Source organism: Sulfitobacter sp. 1A13368, assembly GCF_043557275.1.
GTDB lineage: Bacteria > Pseudomonadota > Alphaproteobacteria > Rhodobacterales > Rhodobacteraceae > Sulfitobacter > Sulfitobacter faviae.
The window spans coordinates 169,607-185,042 of sequence record NZ_JBIFFR010000007.1; the positions used below are offsets into that span (position 1 = coordinate 169,607).

The window sequence follows — 15,436 nt, forward strand, 5'->3', positions numbered from 1 at the left end:
GCGTCTTGCGCCCGGCAATCGTGTTGCACAGGGGCGCATGATTTGTTTTCATATCTCCAGCAAACCCGCCCATCGAAAGCTGCCGCGCCTATCGCGCGACCGGCTCCTTCTTGATGGAAAGGGGCAAAGATCAGCGGTGCGCGGCTGCGTGACACTGCGGATACAATAGAGGAGATATCACTATGAAACGCTATTTGCTTGGCACGGCCTTTGCCGTTGCAACCCCGATGGCCGCCGCCGCACAGGACTGTGGCGAAGTCTCGATCGCGGAAATGAACTGGGCTTCGGCGCAGATCGTCACCGCCGTCACCGAATTCCTGCTGACACAGGGCTATTCCTGCGACGTGACCGTGGTGCCTTCGGACACCACCCCCGCCGTGACCTCCCTGTCCGAAAACAACGAGCCGGACATCGTGCCTGAACTGTGGCCGAACTCCGCCGGTGACGCTTACAAAAAGCTGAAAGCGGACGGCAAGATTGTTGAGCTGACCTCCGTGCTCGATCCCGGCGGCGTCGAAGGCTGGTGGATCCCCACCTATCTGGCCGAAGAGCACCCCGAGCTGAAGACCATCGAAGGCATCTTGGAAAACCCCGAACTGGTCGGCGGCATGTTCAACAACTGCCCCGATGGCTGGGGCTGCCGCGTGGTGAGCGACAACCTCGCGCGGGCCTATGACCTCGAAGGCAACGGCATCGAAGTCTTCAACCACGGCTCGGGTGAGACGATGGTGACCTCGATGGCGTCGGCTTATGAGAGCCAAGAGCCTTGGTTCGGCTACTATTGGGCGCCCACCACCCCGCTTGGCAAATACGACATGACCAGCGTCGATCTGGGCGAATATGACGAAGCCGCGCATAACGCCAACCAGAACGCCGACACGCCGGACCCCAAACCTTCGGCCTTCCCGACCGCGCCGGTGCTGACCGTCATGACCAAGGATTTCCACGACGAGAACCCCGAGATCGCGGAGTTCATCGGCAATGTGACCTTCAAGACCGACGAGATGAGCAAGCTGCTGGCATGGCAGGGTGAAAACAACGCCTCCAACGAGGAAGCGGCGGTGTATTTCCTGCAAAACAACAAGGACGTCTGGGCCGAATGGCTGAGCGATGACGCCCGTGGCAACCTGTCCAAGCTGCTTGAGCAGTAAGACAGACTGACCAAAACGACGGGCGGGGAACTCATCAGGGTTTCCCGCCCGTTCGTTTCGATGACCGGCGGCAAGACTTACGTCTTTTCATACCGACTGCGCCTTGGCCCCTTTGGCCCGAAGCGCAGTTCCTTTGTAAGGACATAGGTTTGAATTGCCGCCACTGCATGGGGCAGCCGACGCCGCGCGGCCTGCGCGGCGCCCCGGCCCCCTCCCCGAAAGCAAACGGTCTGATGCAGGCCGGGAAAGCGACAGATGGCAACCTACGACAATCTCTTTGACACGCTCGGCCTGCGGGACTGGTGCGGCGACGATCAAGGCGGCGGGCTAAGCTCCATGGCCGACCTCATGGGCCAAGCGGGCGGTGATACCGACACCACGCTTTGGGACATGCCCTTTCCCTCTCTGGATGCGCTGCACGACAGTTGCGACGCCATCCCACAATCGCGCGACCTGACCCAAGGGCTGGAGCAAGGCTTCCTTGCCATTAAGGACAGTCTCAAAGTTGTTGTCGACCCCCTCACCCAACCGCTGAGCTGGGCGCTGGAGAACGCGCTTTGGCTGATGCAATCGGTGCCGTGGTTTGTGATGATCCCGCTTTTGATGGCAATCACCTATGCCGTGGGCCGTTCGCTCAAGCTGGTGGGTCTCGTGGCGCTGGTATTTGGCTTCCTCGCCTTCATCGACTTTTATGAGCACACCATGCAGACGCTGGCGATCATCTTTGTCTGCGCCTTCATCTGCGTGCTTTTGGGTGTGCCCATCGGCATCGCCATGTCGCGCAGTGACAGGGTGCAACGCTCGATGATCCCGGTTTTGGATATGCTGCAGACCCTGCCACCCTTCGTCTACCTGATCCCGTTGATTTTCCTCTTTTCGGTGACCGAGCCCAAGCTCTACGGCATCGCGATCATCCTCTATGCCATCGTACCCGTGGTGCGCTTGACTGACCTCGGCATCCGTCTGGTCGACAAGGACGTAATCGAGGCCGCGGATGCCTTTGGCATGACCAACCGCCAAAAGCTTTACAAGGTGCAGATCCCGCTGGCGCTGCCCAATATCATGGCCGGTGTGAACCAGACCATCATGATGAGCCTTGCCATGGTCGTCATCGCCTCGCTGGTGTCCGCTCCCGGTCTTGGCGTGCTGGTGCTGCGCGGCATTCGCAGCCTTGAGTTGGGCGTGGGCCTCCTGTCGGGTCTGGGGATCGTGCTTCTTGCGATCATCCTTGACCGGGTCACCAAAGCCGCGCTTGCGCGGATCAACGCGGCGCAGAAGTGAGGCCAGACATGACAGACGACATCAAGATTTCCGTCCGCAATCTCTATAAGATCTTCGGCGACGATCCCAAATCCGCGCTGGAAAAGGTGCGGGGCGGGATGAGCAAGGCCGACCTTCAGGCCGAAACCGGCCATGTGCTGGGTCTCAATGACATCAACGTGGACATGCCTGCGGGCAAGACGACGGTGATCATGGGGCTCTCGGGCTCGGGCAAATCAACGCTGATCCGACACCTCAACCGGCTGATCGACCCCACGGCGGGCGAGGTCATCGTGAACGGCGAGAACATCCTCGACTATAACGAGCGTCGCCTGCGCCAGTTGCGCAAGCATGACATGTCGATGGTGTTCCAAAAGTTCGCCCTGCTGCCCCACCGCACGGTGCTGGAAAACACCGGACTGAGTTGGGAGATCGAAGGCAAGAGCCGCAGCAAATACGCGGATGAGGCCACCAAATGGCTCAACCGCGTCGGGCTGGAAGGCCAAGGAGAGCAGTATCCCGCGCAGCTTTCCGGCGGGATGCAGCAACGTGTGGGCATTGCCCGGGCGCTGACCTCAAACTCCGACGTGATGCTGATGGACGAGGCGTTTTCCGCGCTCGACCCGTTGATCCGCACCGACATGCAGGACCTGCTGATCGAATTGCAGGAAGAACTGCATAAGACCGTGATCTTCATCACCCACGATCTGGACGAGGCGCTGAAACTGGCGGATCATCTGGTGATCCTCAAAGACGGGTTCATCGTCCAACAGGGCGAGCCGCAGCATATCCTGCTGAACCCCAACGATCCCTATATCGAAGCCTTCGTCAGCGACATTAACCGTGCCCGCGTGCTGCGCGTCCGCTCTGTCATGGAAAAGACCGATGTACCGCCCACGGATGTGGCCGGTGAGGTTGATTTCGACGACACGCTGGAAAGCATCATCGCGGTCTCCGGCGGGGATACCACCAACAACTACCGCGTCATGCGCGAAGGCAAACAGGTTGGCGTGCTGCATATGCGCGATCTGGTGCGCGCGCTGGTGCCGCGTCACCCCGGCGAGGCGGCGGAATAACCTCGCGGCAACCTGACAGCCGCAAGACAAGACCAAGAAAGGGGCAGCACCCGGCCAAAGCGCCGTTGCTGCCCTTTTTGCAGGCGACCCTTACGTTTCGTCGCGAGAGCCTGCTTAAAAACAGCTACTTACGCGCCATTTCATTCTGTAAAACGGCGCTTTACCGCCGATCAAACTCCCTGCGTCCTATTGACACTCACGCACACGATTGGCCTATGGGGGGTGAAATAAATACTGGGGTTCAAGATGCCGCAATCTGCTACGGCCAATATTCTGACTGTTCTCGACACCGATTTCAAAGGTATCATCGAGGAGTGGCTGGGAACGCAGGTCAAAGAAGGCGTAAAGCGTTCTGACCTGTTCTCCGATGCGGAGAGCCGTAACCAGAACCGCGAATTGCTCAAAGCCTTCTCCAAAGGTGTGCGCGATGGGGTCACCGGCGAGGATTTCGACTTTGACGATACCCAATGGGACGATCTGCGCGCCGTTCTGACCGATGTCAGCCGCGAGCGGGTCAACCGGGGCGTGACCCCGACCGAGATGGCGACCTTTGTGCTGGCGTTGAAAACGCCGCTGTTCAAACGGCTTGAAACGATGCTGGACAGCGACCACGCGATGCTGATCCGCGACGTGATGCTGGTCACCCGTTTGGTCGATGCCTTTGCCATCTACACCAACGAGATCTTCATTCTTGAGCGTGAGCAGATCATTGATCGCCAGCGCCAAGAGATGCTGGAACTGTCGACTCCTGTGGTCGAGCTTTGGGACCGCGTTTTGACCCTGCCGCTGATCGGCACGCTGGATTCCGCCCGCGCCCAAGAGGTGATGGAGAACCTGCTGCAGACCATTCTTGAGCGTCAGGCCGAAGTGGTCATCATGGACATCACCGGTGTGGGCACTGTCGATACGCAAGTGGCGCAACACCTGCTGCGCGCCGCCGCCGCCGTGCGCCTGATGGGGGCCGAATGTATCATCAGCGGCATCAGCCCGATGATCGCCCAGACCATGGTGCAGCTTGGCATCGACGTGGGTACCGTCTCTACCCGGTCCAGCATCCGCACCGCCCTGTCGGATGCGCTGATGACCGTCGGCTATGTGATCAAGAAGACCGAGGGCCAATAAGGTGGCCGGTGTCACGTCGATTAATCTGGTCGAACATGCGCTCCTCGTTTCGATACAGGATGACATCACGGACACGGAGATTTTGGAGCTTCAGGATCGGCTGTCGAACAAGATATCCCAGAATCGCATCGATGGGGTGATCCTCGATATCTCGGCGCTTGAGATCGTGGACACTTTCGTTGGGCGGGTGATTGCGCAGTTGGCGGGGATCTCTCGCCTGCTGGCGGCGGATACCTATGTGGTCGGCATGCGCCCCACAGTGGCGGTCACGCTGGTTGAGCTTGGCATGTACTTGCCAGAAATCCGCACCGCCTTGAGCCTGACCCATGCCCTCACCCAGCTACGACGCGTTTGATGAAAAGGACCTTGGGGCGCAGGTTCTTCTCTCTCAGTTCAAACTAAAGACCAGCGGCGACGCGGTTACGGTCCGCCAAGCCGTGGCGCGCTACATGAAAGAACATGGCGCCTCGGCGCTGAATATCACACGTTTCGCCACCGCCGTCAGTGAAATCGCGCGCAATGCGATCGTTCATGCTGGCGGCGGCGAATTTTCCATCTATGTCGACCCGAAGGCCAAGCGGTTGAGCGTGGTCTGTTGGGACAAGGGACCGGGGATCGAGGACGTGGCATTGGCCCTGACGGACGGCTATACCTCGGGCGGCGGGCTTGGCCGGGGCTTGGGCGGCGCACAGCGGCTCGCCCAGAAATTTGAAATCCGCACCGCCGTGGGCGGGGGCACCAGCGTGTTGATGAGTGTGAACCTATGATACAGTGGGTCGAAGTGCAGGACCAAAGCGCCATCGCCGTGGTGCGCCGCGCCGCGCGTCGTCTGGCCGCTGAACACGGCTGGCCCAAACACCGGACCGACGAATTGGCCATCGTCGCCACCGAAGCCACCACCAACATCCTGCGCTACGCCGAAAAGGGCCGCGCGCTGATCAATGCCCCGGCCGAGGGCAAGGGCGATAAGATCGTGATGATCTTCACCGACCGTGGCCCCGGCATCAGCGATATGGATCACATGTTTCAGGACGGCATGAGCAGCGGCGGCTCTGCTGGGCTGGGCCTCGGGGCGATCCGCCGCCTGTCGAATGATTTCGACATTTTCAGCGGGCCGGAGGTGGGCACCACCATCGTTTGCAGCTTTGTCAAAAACAGTACCCCCTGCCCGACCCATGGGGTCGAGGCCGTGGGCCTACGGGTCTGCCATCCGAACGAAGAGGAGTGTGGCGACGATTACCTGCTGCGGCAGACGCCGAAAGCCACCGACATCCTGCTGTGCGACGGGTTGGGCCATGGCCCCGAAGCCGCAGCCGCTTCGCTGGAGGTCACCGACGCCGTCAAAGCCACGCGCAGCTTCAACAGTGAGCCGGGCGCGGTGATGTATGAGGTGACCGAGCAGTTGATCGGCAAGCGCGGCGCGGTGGCGGCCCTTGTACATATCGCGCAGCCGCAGATGGTCCTGCGCTATGCTGCCTTGGGCAATATCGCCACGCTGCGGGTCCGCGACGGTGCGGTCAAACGCCTGCCGGTGCGTGACGGGCGGATCGGTGCCCGCGCCACGCGAGGCTATGAAGACACCTTTGACCTTGAACCGGGGGATCTGATGATCCTGCACAGCGACGGGTTGAAAACCCTGCGCGACAGCTATCTCCCACAGGGTCTATTGTGGAAATCTCCGCTTTTGATCGCTGGCTACCTGCTCGACCGGGCATTTCGCGGGCGTGACGACGCCTCCATCGTGGTCATACGCATTGCACGGGACGCGGACTGATGAAAGCAACGAACCTCACATCGGTGAACCTTGAAAAGGGCGGTGATATCGCAGCCCTGCGCCAGATCGCCCTGACCCTCACCGAAGCCATGCGCTTTACCTCATTCGAGCGGACGCGCACCGTGACCGCCGCCGTGGAACTGGGCCGCAATGCGATAGAGCACGGCCAGAAAGGCCGCGCGCGCTTTTCACTGACGGATGTCAACGGGAAGCCCGCCCTTGGCCTAACGGTAATCGATCAGGGCCGCGGGATCGAGGAAGACAAGCTCGACCCCACCCGCGACATCGTGTCGGAGACCGGTCTGGGCCTCGGCCTGCGCGGCGTGCAGCGTATCGCGGCGCGTTTCGATGTGGACACCGGGCAAGAAGGCACGCGGGTTCATGCGGAGTTCCTGCTGCCCGAGCCGCAAAGCGCGGTTGAGCAGATCAAGGCCGATGCCATGGCGGCGCTGGAGGCCTATAACGCCAAAGACCCGACCGCCGCGCTGACCGAACAGAACCGCGAACTCAGCGAAGGCATCGCCGACCGCGACCTCTTGATGCAAGAGCTTCATCACCGCACGGGCAACAACCTTGCCCTGATCGTGGCGCTGATCCGGATGAGCAAAAGCCAAGCCAAAGAGGACGAGACCCGCCAAGTGCTGCGCGAGTTGGAAACCCGCGTCGGCTCGCTTTCCAAGGCGCATGAGTTGATGCAACGCTCAACCAACAGCACCGATCTCGACCTTGCGGACATGCTGGATGAGGTCGCCAAAAACGCCGAACGCGCCTTTACCGGGGATCGTCAGAACATCGGCATCAAGCTGATTTGCCCCAGCCTCAAGATGGACAACAAACTGGCCGTCGACATCGGGCTGATCGTGGGGGAGTTGATCACCAACGCCTATAAACACGCTTTCAAAGGGCGCGACAAAGGGGTGATCACCATTGAGGTCACGCAAGAGAGCGATGAAGGTCTGACGCTCAAGGTCTATGACGATGGCGTCGGCCTGCCTGAGGACGCCAAACGGCCCGAGCGGTCGGATTCGTTGGGCTGGCGGATGATCCGCACGCTGACCTTCCAGCACGAAGCGACGTTGAAGGTCGAAGGCCAAGACGGGCTTTGCGTCGAAATCAGCTTCCCGGCGCAGGGCTAAGCGCGCGCCCTGCCCGCCCACGGGTTTCGGGCCGCCGCGCCCGTCTTTTTGATCAAAAATCACCTCCGAACTTTTCCGCCCCGTAAAATTGTCCTAGGCATATCGGGAGCCGGCGATTCCCGGACACTTCTAGGCGGCAAGAAAGACGCGCGCCTGGCCAATAACGGAGACAGAGCATGATCGAAAAACGTGATTTCTATATCGACGGCAAATGGGTTGCCCCGCTTGAGGGCAGTGAACATAAGGTCATCAACCCGTCGACCGAAGAACCCTGCACCGTGATCTCGCTCGGCGGGCCGAAGGATGTGGACGCCGCCGTAGCCGCGGCCAAGGCCGCCCTGCCCGCATGGATGGCCACCGCCCCCGAAGAGCGTATCGCGCTGATGGAGAAATTGGCCGAGGTCTATAAATCCCGGACCGAGGACATGGCCCAAGCGATCAGCACCGAGATGGGCGCGCCCATCGAGATGGCGCGCAGTTCCCAATGGGGGGCGGGTTACACCCACCTGAAGAACTTCATCAAAGCGGCGAAAGATTTCAAATTCGTAAAGCCCTTGGGGGATCACGCGCCAAACGACCGGATCATTCACGAAGCGGTTGGCGTCGTGGCGATGATCACGCCGTGGAACTGGCCGATGAACCAAGTGATGCTGAAAGTCGGCGCCGCTGTTGCCGCGGGCTGCACCATGGTGCTGAAGCCGTCTGAGGAAAGCCCGCTGAGCGCGGTGATCTTTGCCGAGATGATGGATGAGGCAGGCTTCCCCGCCGGTGTCTTCAACCTTGTGAACGGCGACGGCGCGACCGTGGGCACCGCCATGACCGGCCATGAGGATGTGGATATGGTGAGCTTCACCGGCTCCACCCGCGCCGGCATCGCGATTTCCAAGAACGCGGCGGATACGCTGAAGAAGGTCCATCTGGAGCTTGGCGGCAAGGGCGCGAACCTTGTCTTCGCCGATGCCGATGACAAGGCCGTCAAACGCGGCGTGCTGCATATGATGAACAACACCGGCCAAAGCTGTAACGCGCCGAGCCGGATGATGGTCGAGGCCAGCGTCTATGACCAAGCGGTCGAGACGGCAGCCGAAGTGGCCAATAAGGTCGAAGTCGGCCCCGCCAGCGAAGAGGGCCGCCACATCGGCCCGGTCGTGAACGAGGCGCAATGGGGCAAGATCCAAGACCTGATCCAGAAAGGCATCGACGAAGGCGCGCGGCTGGTGGCCGGTGGCACCGGTCGGCCCGAGCATCTGAACCGGGGTTTCTATGTCAAACCCACGGTCTTCGCCGATGTGACGCCCGATATGACCATCGCTCGTGAGGAAATCTTTGGCCCCGTGCTGTCGATCATGAAGTTCGAGAGCGAGGATCAGGCCGTCGAGATGGCCAATGACACGGTCTATGGCCTGACCAACTATGTTCAATCCAGCGATGGCACCCGCCGCAACCGTCTGGCGACCAAGCTGCGTTCGGGCATGGTTGAGATGAACGGCGAGAGCCGTGGCGCAGGTGCGCCCTTCGGCGGCATGAAACGTTCGGGCAACGGGCGCGAAGGCGGCGTTTGGGGGATCGAGGACTTCTGCGAAATCAAAGCGGTTTCCGGCTGGTCCAACGACTGATCGCTTTTTAGCGCGAGTATGATGCGGCAGGGCCAAGATTGGCCCTGCCGTTTGCATTTGGCGGTCAGATCGCCTTTTGGTTTACCCGTTTGGAAAGCTCCTCGGCGCTTTCCTTACGCTCGCTATAACGGTCGAGCAGATAATCCTTATTGTCGCGGGTCAGCAGGGTGAATTTCACCAACTCCTCCATCACATCGACGACGCGGTCATAGAAGGGCGAGGGTTTCATCCGGTCATCCTCGTCAAACTCCAAGAAAGCTTTGGGGGTCGAGGATTGGTTGGGAATGGTCAGCAGCCGCATCCAGCGGCCCAAAATGCGCAGCTGGTTCACCGCGTTGAAACTTTGCGAGCCACCGCTGACCTGCATCACCGCCAATGTCTTGCCTTGTGTCGGGCGCACCCCGCCGAGCGACAGGGGGATCCAGTCGATCTGGGTTTTCATGATCCCCGTCATCGCGCCGTGGCGTTCGGGCGAACACCAGACCATGCCTTCGGACCATGACACCAGATCGCGCAGTTCCTGCACCTTGGGATGCTCAGGCGCGGCATCGTCGGGCAGCGGCAGGCCCGTGGGGTTGAAGGTGCGCGTCTCGGCCCCGAGACGGGTGAGGATGCGAGCGGCCTCTTCGGTCATCAGGCGGCTGAAGGACCGCGGGCGAAGCGAGCCGTAGAGAAGAAGAATGCGCGGGCCGTGGGTGGCGCGGTCAGGCGACAGGAGGCGGGCCTCGTCGATGGGGTTAAAGTGGTCTTCTTCGATATTTGGCGTATCGGTCACGGGAATATCCTTAGGCGGCAGTGGGTTATCGGGCGTGGTTCATTTGGCGGCGGGGAACCAATGCTGTGTGCGGTTGGCAAAGCCCACGAGGGAGAGCATGACCGGCACTTCGACCAAGACACCCACGACGGTGGCCAAGGCCGCGCCCGACCCCAGTCCGAACAGGCTGATCGCCACGGCGACGGCCAGTTCAAAGAAGTTCGACGTGCCGATCAAGGCGCAGGGGGCGGCCACGTTGAAGGGAATGCCCCACGCCCGCGCAGCACCATAGGCGATAAAGAAGATGCCGTAGGATTGCAGCAACAGCGGCACGGCGATCAGCGCGATGACGAGCGGACGGTCGAGGATCACCTCGCCCTGAAAGCCAAAGAGCAACACGACCGTCAGCAGAAGCCCCATGATGGCAAAGGGCTGCACCCGAGCCTTGAAAGCGTCGACCGCCGCCTCACCGCCCTTAGCTACCAACCGCCCGCGGGTGAGGTAGCCGGCCAGCAGCGGCAGCATGACGTAGAGGCCGACCGAGATCAGCAGCGTGTCCCAAGGCACGGTGATGTCGGTCACACCCAAGAGGAAAGCCACGATCGGGGCAAAGGCGAAGACCATGATCACATCGTTCACGCTGACCTGCACCAGCGTATAGGTGGCATCGCCGCGCGTGAGGTTGGACCAGACAAAAACCATCGCGGTACAGGGCGCTGCCCCCAAGAGGATCACCCCCGCCAGATAGGCCTGCGCATCATCCGGCGGGATCAGCCCGGCGAAAACGTAGTTGAAGAACAGCACTCCGAGGGCGGCCATGGTGAAGGGTTTGATCAGCCAGTTGACCACCAGCGTCACCACCAGCCCTTTCGGCTTGTCCCCCACCTGCCGCAGCGCGCCGAAATCGACGCCGACCATCATCGGATAGACCATGGCCCAGATCAGCACCGCCACCGGCAGGTTGACCGAGGCGACCTCAAGTGCCGCCAGCGCGCCGAAGAGTCCGGGAAAGAGATTGCCCAGCAAAAGCCCCGCCCCGATGGCCAGCGCCACCCAGAGCGAGAGCCAGCGTTCAAACGCCCCAAGGCCAGCGGATGCGGGGTTTGCGGTATCGGTCATGGCGGTCTTTCGTTTGTATCTATGGGGTTAGCAACAGGTCAGCTCATCCAGCAGCGGTTGGCACAGTTCAGGCTGGCCGCCGCAGCAGTCTTCCAAGAGAAAGCCCAGCAGCGCGCGCAGCCCATTCATATCGGCGAAATATCGAATGCTGCGCCCTTCGCGCTTGCTGCGGATCAACCCCGCGCGGGCCAGTACCGAGAGGTTGGCCGACATCGTGTTTTGCCGCACATCAAGCGCGGTGCCGATCTCGCCCGCCGACATGCCTTTACCGCCCGCTTTGATCAGCAGGCGAAAGACATCCAGCCGGGTCGGCTGACCCAAGGCGGCGAAGGCTTGGAGGGCGTCTTCATTATCCATATATCGCGAATTATTGATATAATACCGCCCGGTCAACCCCGCCCCGCCAATCTCTGTGCAACGAAGCGCCGCCCCGTGCGTTAATCTCGCGCCCCCCGCAGGCTTGATAAGGAAGAGATAGGATGCTTGATTGGATTGCAGAGAATTCCGGCACGTTGCAAGTGGCAGTGAGCCTTTTTACGGCAGTGGTCTGGCTCGCCTATCTGCATATCCTATGGCTCAACTTCCGGCGGCAGCGGCAGCCGGTGATCCTGATCAACCGCTCGATCGCGCGGGATGAGAATGCCCATTGCTTCGTGACGAATATGGGGGCCGAGCCGATTTACCTGCTGGAGGTCATGGCGCGGGTCGTGACGGAGGAGAAAACCTATCACGTCAAGGTCACCGAACGCGAAGAGGTGGCGTTGAACGATGTGGAGAACCCCCTGACCCGCACCAATCAGGGGCCGATCAAAAGCGGTGATTTCATCGACATCGGCAGCTTTCTGGACCTATTGCGTCGCGCCGAGACGCGCATCGGGACCGAGGGGCTGTTCGATAAAGTCCGGCAGATGGACCTCACCGTTGCTGCAGCGGATGGCCATACCACCAAGCTGATCGCCGCGCGGCATGAGTTCCGGGCGGAATGGAAAGACGGCAAACCATATTTCGTGCCGGAGCGGATCATGGCGCATCAGATCCGCAATATCTTTCAACGGCGCAAGATCACCACAATGTTGGAAGAGCAGATCGAATAGCGCCCTCTGGGGCTACAGCCGCTCCAGCCCTTCCGCGATCTCGCAGGCGATGGCATGGGCGTCGATCCCCTCCCGCTCGGCCGAGACGCGCAGGCCCAAAAGATCGCTCTGATAGCGCCGGGCCAGCGCCTTTGGATCATGCCCCGCGCCGATTTCCCCGTCTCGCTGCATCTGCGCGAAAAGCGCCGCGAATTGCTCTTCCATCCCCATAAGATGCGCGCTGGCCCGTTTCGCCAACGGGTGGCCATGAGCCTGTAGCTCCAACAAGGTTTTGGAGAGCATGCAGGCTTTGGCCGGAGCTTCCTCGCGGCAGATCGCCAATTCGGGATAGCGTTTCAGCGCCGCCATCGGACCATGTTCCGCGACCAATTCGGCCAAGCGCCCGGCCCCATCCTCGGCATATTTGTCCAAAGCGATTTCAAACAGCGCCTCTTTTGACCCGAAGGCCGCGTAGAAACTGCCGGGCTTCATCTTCAGCACCGCTTCGAGGTCTTTCAGCGACGTGCCCGCCCAGCCCTGACGCCAGAACAGATCGCGGGCGCGGTCGATCAACTCGGCTCGGTCGTGGTTCGGTTTGCGGGGCATGAGATCACCATATGTTGAACGATCACTCAAATATATACTTGAGTGATCGCTCAAGAAAGCCTAAATGACGGATATCGACGATTTACAAAGGTAGAAACCATGACATTCCCGTCCCACGACCAAAACACCGCGCCCGAAGCCTCCAAGCCGCTGCTGGAAGAATCGCAAAAGGCCTTTGGCCGCCTGCCGGGTCTGCACAAGGTGCTGGCCGAAAGCCCGCAGGCCTATGAAGGCTATCAGGTGCTGCACAAGCTTTTCACCGAGACCGAGTTCGACGCCGAAGAGCTGACCGTTGTTTGGCAGTCGATCAACGTCGAGAACGAGTGCCATTACTGCGTGCCCGCCCACACCGGCATCGCCAAGATGATGAAGGTCTCGGACGAGATCAGCGACGCGCTGCGCAATGAAACCGCCCTGCCGACGCCCAAACTTGAAGCGCTGCGGACCTTCACCGTGCAAATGGTGCGCAACCGCGGCTTCGTTTCCGACGCACAGATGCAGGCGTTTTTCGACGCAGGCTATGGCCACCGCGCGGTGCTGGACGTGATCCTCGGCATGGCGCAGAAAACCATCTCCAACTACGTCAACCACGTTGCCGAGACCCCGGTGGATGAGGTTTTCCAGCCGCTGGCATGGAAGCGCGGCGACAAGAAGCTGGACGTTTAAATTTAAAGGCGCGCCCGATTGCGGCGCGCCTCTTTTTCTACAGTAGTTAAGCGCGCCGTCCTTTACTGGGCAGTCTTCCAACGGTCGAGCGTGAGGGTCACCATCGCCTCATCAAGGTTCACCGTCACCTCGCCGTCTTGGATCATCACCTGAAGCTTCATCGCGCGGTTTGCCAGATCGGCCAGCGCTTTCGTGTCGGCCTCGGCCAGGTTCACCACGTCCAGATTGTCAAAACGGGTGGTGCCGTTCTTGACCTTATCCCACCAGACCTCCGCCGTCTTGCCGCCATAGGGGTAGACCACGACCTTCGCCGCCTTGTTGCAGGACTGACGCAGGACCTTCTCACTCGGCAAGCCGAGCGTGATCCAAACGTCCAACTCGCCGCTCAGACTCTTCTGCCAGATGTCCGGCTCATCATCCGTAGAGAGGCCCTTGGTCATCTCCAGATGCTCATGGGCGTTAAGGGCAAAGGCCACCAGCCGCACCATCAGGCGCTCATCGGTTTCCGAAGGGTGTTTGGCGATGGTCAGCTTATGGGTCTCGTAATAATGACGGTCCATGTCCGAGACCGAAAGCTCGACTTTGTAGATGGTGGCATTCTGCGCCATGATATGTCTCGTTTTCCAAGGTAGGCGCTGCCTACGCGCTTGGGCCGAGCGGGGAAAGGGAATTGTCACTGGGCTCTGCGCGGGTCCGACAGATAAAAGCCCGCCAGTTTTACGCGAAATTGACGCTATTTGGCTCGCGGCTGTGACCAAAAGGCCACGCAGCTTCGCCAGCATGCCGTTGTGCGGCAGGGGAAGTCATCCTACCCTAGCCCCATGATCGACCGTCGCACGCTTCTCTGGGCCCTCGGCTCTACCGCTTTGACTGCGACAGCGGCATTTTCCCGAGAGGCGGGTGGCATCCTACGCGGGTTCAACCTGATCGAGACGCCGAACGCTCCCTTCGGCAGCCCCGCCGCCGCCCAAAGCATCGCGCGGCTACGTGACACAGGCGCGACGGCGGCGACGGTGATCCCCTTCCTATGGCAGCCTTCGCCCAGCTCCAGCGCCATCGTCATGGGGGATGCGCTGCCCCATGACAGGATCGCCACCGGGATCGCGCAGCTGCACGCCGCCGGGATCGCCGCCATCGTCAAACCCCATGTCTGGGTGCCCGAAAGCTGGGCCGGCGCCATTGCCCCCGAGCCGGACAGCGCAGACGCATGGCACGCCGCCTACGCAGAGGTTCTACGCGCCATCGCATTCACAGCAGAGCGTAACGGCGCCGACGTGCTTGTCCTCGGCACCGAATTGCGCGGCGTATCGGGGGCGGCGCGTTGGGGCGAGACCATCGCCGAGATACGCGCGCTTTTCAGCGGAAAACTCACCTATGTCGCCCATGGCGCCGATGAGGCCGAGAAGATCACCTTCTGGCCCGAACTGGATGCCGTAGCGGTATCCCTCTACCCCGTTCTAGGCGCCCCGGACGCGCCGACCGATTGGGACCGCGCCATCGCCGCAGAATTGGACCGGGTCGCCGCCGTGGCGCGAAAACACGCAAAACCCCTCTGGATCGCGGAAATCGGCCTCCGCTCCGCCGAAGGCGCGACCGCGCGCCCATGGGAAAGCGCCGAAGAACGCGCCGCCCCCGCCGACATGGCGCTTCAGGCCGAGGTGCTGGATCGCTGGCTCCGCGCCCTTGAGGCCCGGGGGATTCAAGACGTCTGGATCTGGCGTTGGTTCACCGACCCCGAAGGCGGCGGTGCGGGGGATACTGATTTTACAGTGCAGAATAAGATGGCGCAGGAGGTGATCGCAGTGTTTTGGCGCGAAGAATGAACAGGCCCGAAAGCGCAGAGGACCGGTCTCACTTATACGAATATGCGGAAAACCTTACGAAAAAGGTGGTACCCAAGGCCGGACTCGAACCGGCACGCCTCGCGGCGGGGGATTTTGAATCCCCTGCGTCTACCATTCCGCCACTTGGGCACGTAGGGCGATGTAGCCTGCAAAAGCGGCAGGAGCAAGTGGATTTTCACCCGCGCTGCGCGCCCAGTTGCTTGACCTTGGCCGCGCGACATGGTGAGGCATTCAAAACA

The 15,436-nt window shown here is 61.0% G+C and carries 17 protein-coding genes and 1 tRNA gene; 12 read left to right on the forward strand and 6 right to left on the reverse strand.

The window, feature by feature from the left end:
* Window positions 1-182 precede the first annotated feature (182 nt).
* The 9 genes from ACGYK4_RS14840 (at window position 183) to ACGYK4_RS14880 (ending at window position 9,135) form a co-directional block, all read left to right on the forward strand.
* Window positions 183-1,151, forward strand: a complete 969-nt coding sequence (locus tag ACGYK4_RS14840; protein WP_067268365.1) for an ABC transporter substrate-binding protein — start codon at window positions 183-185, stop codon at window positions 1,149-1,151.
* A 255-nt stretch (window positions 1,152-1,406) separates the two neighbouring features.
* The gene (locus ACGYK4_RS14845) at window positions 1,407-2,432 is read left to right on the forward strand and encodes a proline/glycine betaine ABC transporter permease (RefSeq protein ID WP_271693596.1); all 1,026 of its coding nucleotides are present in this window, start codon (window positions 1,407-1,409) and stop codon (window positions 2,430-2,432) included.
* An 8-nt stretch (window positions 2,433-2,440) separates the two neighbouring features.
* Complete coding sequence (locus tag ACGYK4_RS14850) at window positions 2,441-3,487, forward strand: glycine betaine/L-proline ABC transporter ATP-binding protein (protein WP_394457189.1); 1,047 nt, start codon at window positions 2,441-2,443, stop codon at window positions 3,485-3,487.
* A gap of 246 nt (window positions 3,488-3,733) precedes the next feature.
* Window positions 3,734-4,609, forward strand: coding sequence for an STAS domain-containing protein (locus ACGYK4_RS14855; RefSeq protein WP_271687490.1), 876 nt, complete (start codon window positions 3,734-3,736; stop codon window positions 4,607-4,609).
* Between the two features lies 1 nt (window position 4,610).
* Window positions 4,611-4,964: an STAS domain-containing protein gene (locus tag ACGYK4_RS14860; protein ID WP_271687493.1), complete on the forward strand. Its 354-nt coding sequence runs from the start codon at window positions 4,611-4,613 to the stop codon at window positions 4,962-4,964.
* Window positions 4,936-5,376, forward strand: coding sequence for an ATP-binding protein (locus ACGYK4_RS14865; protein ID WP_394417941.1), 441 nt, complete (start codon window positions 4,936-4,938; stop codon window positions 5,374-5,376). Before ACGYK4_RS14860 ends, ACGYK4_RS14865 begins: the two co-directional genes overlap by 29 nt.
* Entirely contained in the window at window positions 5,373-6,383 is a 1,011-nt protein-coding gene (locus ACGYK4_RS14870) for an ATP-binding protein (protein WP_394447430.1), read from the forward strand. Before ACGYK4_RS14865 ends, ACGYK4_RS14870 begins: the two co-directional genes overlap by 4 nt.
* On the forward strand, window positions 6,383-7,519 hold the full coding sequence (locus ACGYK4_RS14875) for a sensor histidine kinase (RefSeq protein ID WP_394457190.1): 1,137 nt from the start codon (window positions 6,383-6,385) through the stop codon (window positions 7,517-7,519). Before ACGYK4_RS14870 ends, ACGYK4_RS14875 begins: the two co-directional genes overlap by 1 nt.
* Before the next feature lie 176 nt (window positions 7,520-7,695).
* Complete coding sequence (locus ACGYK4_RS14880; RefSeq protein ID WP_394457191.1) at window positions 7,696-9,135, forward strand: aldehyde dehydrogenase family protein; 1,440 nt, start codon at window positions 7,696-7,698, stop codon at window positions 9,133-9,135.
* 64 nt (window positions 9,136-9,199) lie between these two features.
* Here ACGYK4_RS14880 and arsH read toward each other — a convergent pair whose 3' ends face one another.
* Genes arsH through ACGYK4_RS14895 form a run of 3 tightly spaced genes read right to left on the reverse strand, consistent with a single transcriptional unit; the run spans window position 9,200 to window position 11,365 of the window.
* Complete coding sequence (arsH, locus tag ACGYK4_RS14885) at window positions 9,200-9,910, reverse strand: arsenical resistance protein ArsH (protein ID WP_394408908.1); 711 nt, start codon at window positions 9,908-9,910, stop codon at window positions 9,200-9,202.
* A 39-nt stretch (window positions 9,911-9,949) separates the two neighbouring features.
* Window positions 9,950-11,008, reverse strand: coding sequence for an ACR3 family arsenite efflux transporter (gene arsB, locus ACGYK4_RS14890; protein WP_394457192.1), 1,059 nt, complete (start codon window positions 11,006-11,008; stop codon window positions 9,950-9,952).
* Between the two features lie 27 nt (window positions 11,009-11,035).
* Window positions 11,036-11,365, reverse strand: coding sequence for an ArsR/SmtB family transcription factor (locus ACGYK4_RS14895; RefSeq protein ID WP_394457193.1), 330 nt, complete (start codon window positions 11,363-11,365; stop codon window positions 11,036-11,038).
* Between the two features lie 122 nt (window positions 11,366-11,487).
* On the opposite strand from ACGYK4_RS14895, the gene ACGYK4_RS14900 reads away from it, so the two are divergent.
* The gene (locus tag ACGYK4_RS14900) at window positions 11,488-12,102 is read left to right on the forward strand and encodes a hypothetical protein (RefSeq protein WP_394457194.1); all 615 of its coding nucleotides are present in this window, start codon (window positions 11,488-11,490) and stop codon (window positions 12,100-12,102) included.
* Between the two features lie 12 nt (window positions 12,103-12,114).
* Here ACGYK4_RS14900 and ACGYK4_RS14905 read toward each other — a convergent pair whose 3' ends face one another.
* Complete coding sequence (locus tag ACGYK4_RS14905) at window positions 12,115-12,687, reverse strand: TetR/AcrR family transcriptional regulator (RefSeq protein ID WP_394457195.1); 573 nt, start codon at window positions 12,685-12,687, stop codon at window positions 12,115-12,117.
* A 99-nt stretch (window positions 12,688-12,786) separates the two neighbouring features.
* Here ACGYK4_RS14905 and ACGYK4_RS14910 point away from each other — a divergent pair, with 99 nt between their 5' ends.
* Window positions 12,787-13,353: a carboxymuconolactone decarboxylase family protein gene (locus ACGYK4_RS14910; RefSeq protein WP_394407446.1), complete on the forward strand. Its 567-nt coding sequence runs from the start codon at window positions 12,787-12,789 to the stop codon at window positions 13,351-13,353.
* Between the two features lie 62 nt (window positions 13,354-13,415).
* Here the strand turns inward: ACGYK4_RS14910 and ACGYK4_RS14915 are convergent, their stop codons facing one another.
* Window positions 13,416-13,961, reverse strand: a complete 546-nt coding sequence (locus tag ACGYK4_RS14915; RefSeq protein ID WP_394457196.1) for a YaeQ family protein — start codon at window positions 13,959-13,961, stop codon at window positions 13,416-13,418.
* Window positions 13,962-14,174: 213 nt separating this feature from the next.
* Between ACGYK4_RS14915 and ACGYK4_RS14920 the strand changes: the two genes are divergently transcribed.
* Entirely contained in the window at window positions 14,175-15,176 is a 1,002-nt protein-coding gene (locus tag ACGYK4_RS14920) for a glycoside hydrolase family 113 (RefSeq protein WP_394457197.1), read from the forward strand.
* A 66-nt stretch (window positions 15,177-15,242) separates the two neighbouring features.
* Here ACGYK4_RS14920 and ACGYK4_RS14925 read toward each other — a convergent pair.
* Window positions 15,243-15,326, reverse strand: a tRNA-Leu gene (locus tag ACGYK4_RS14925).
* Between the last annotated feature and the right edge of the window lie 110 nt (window positions 15,327-15,436).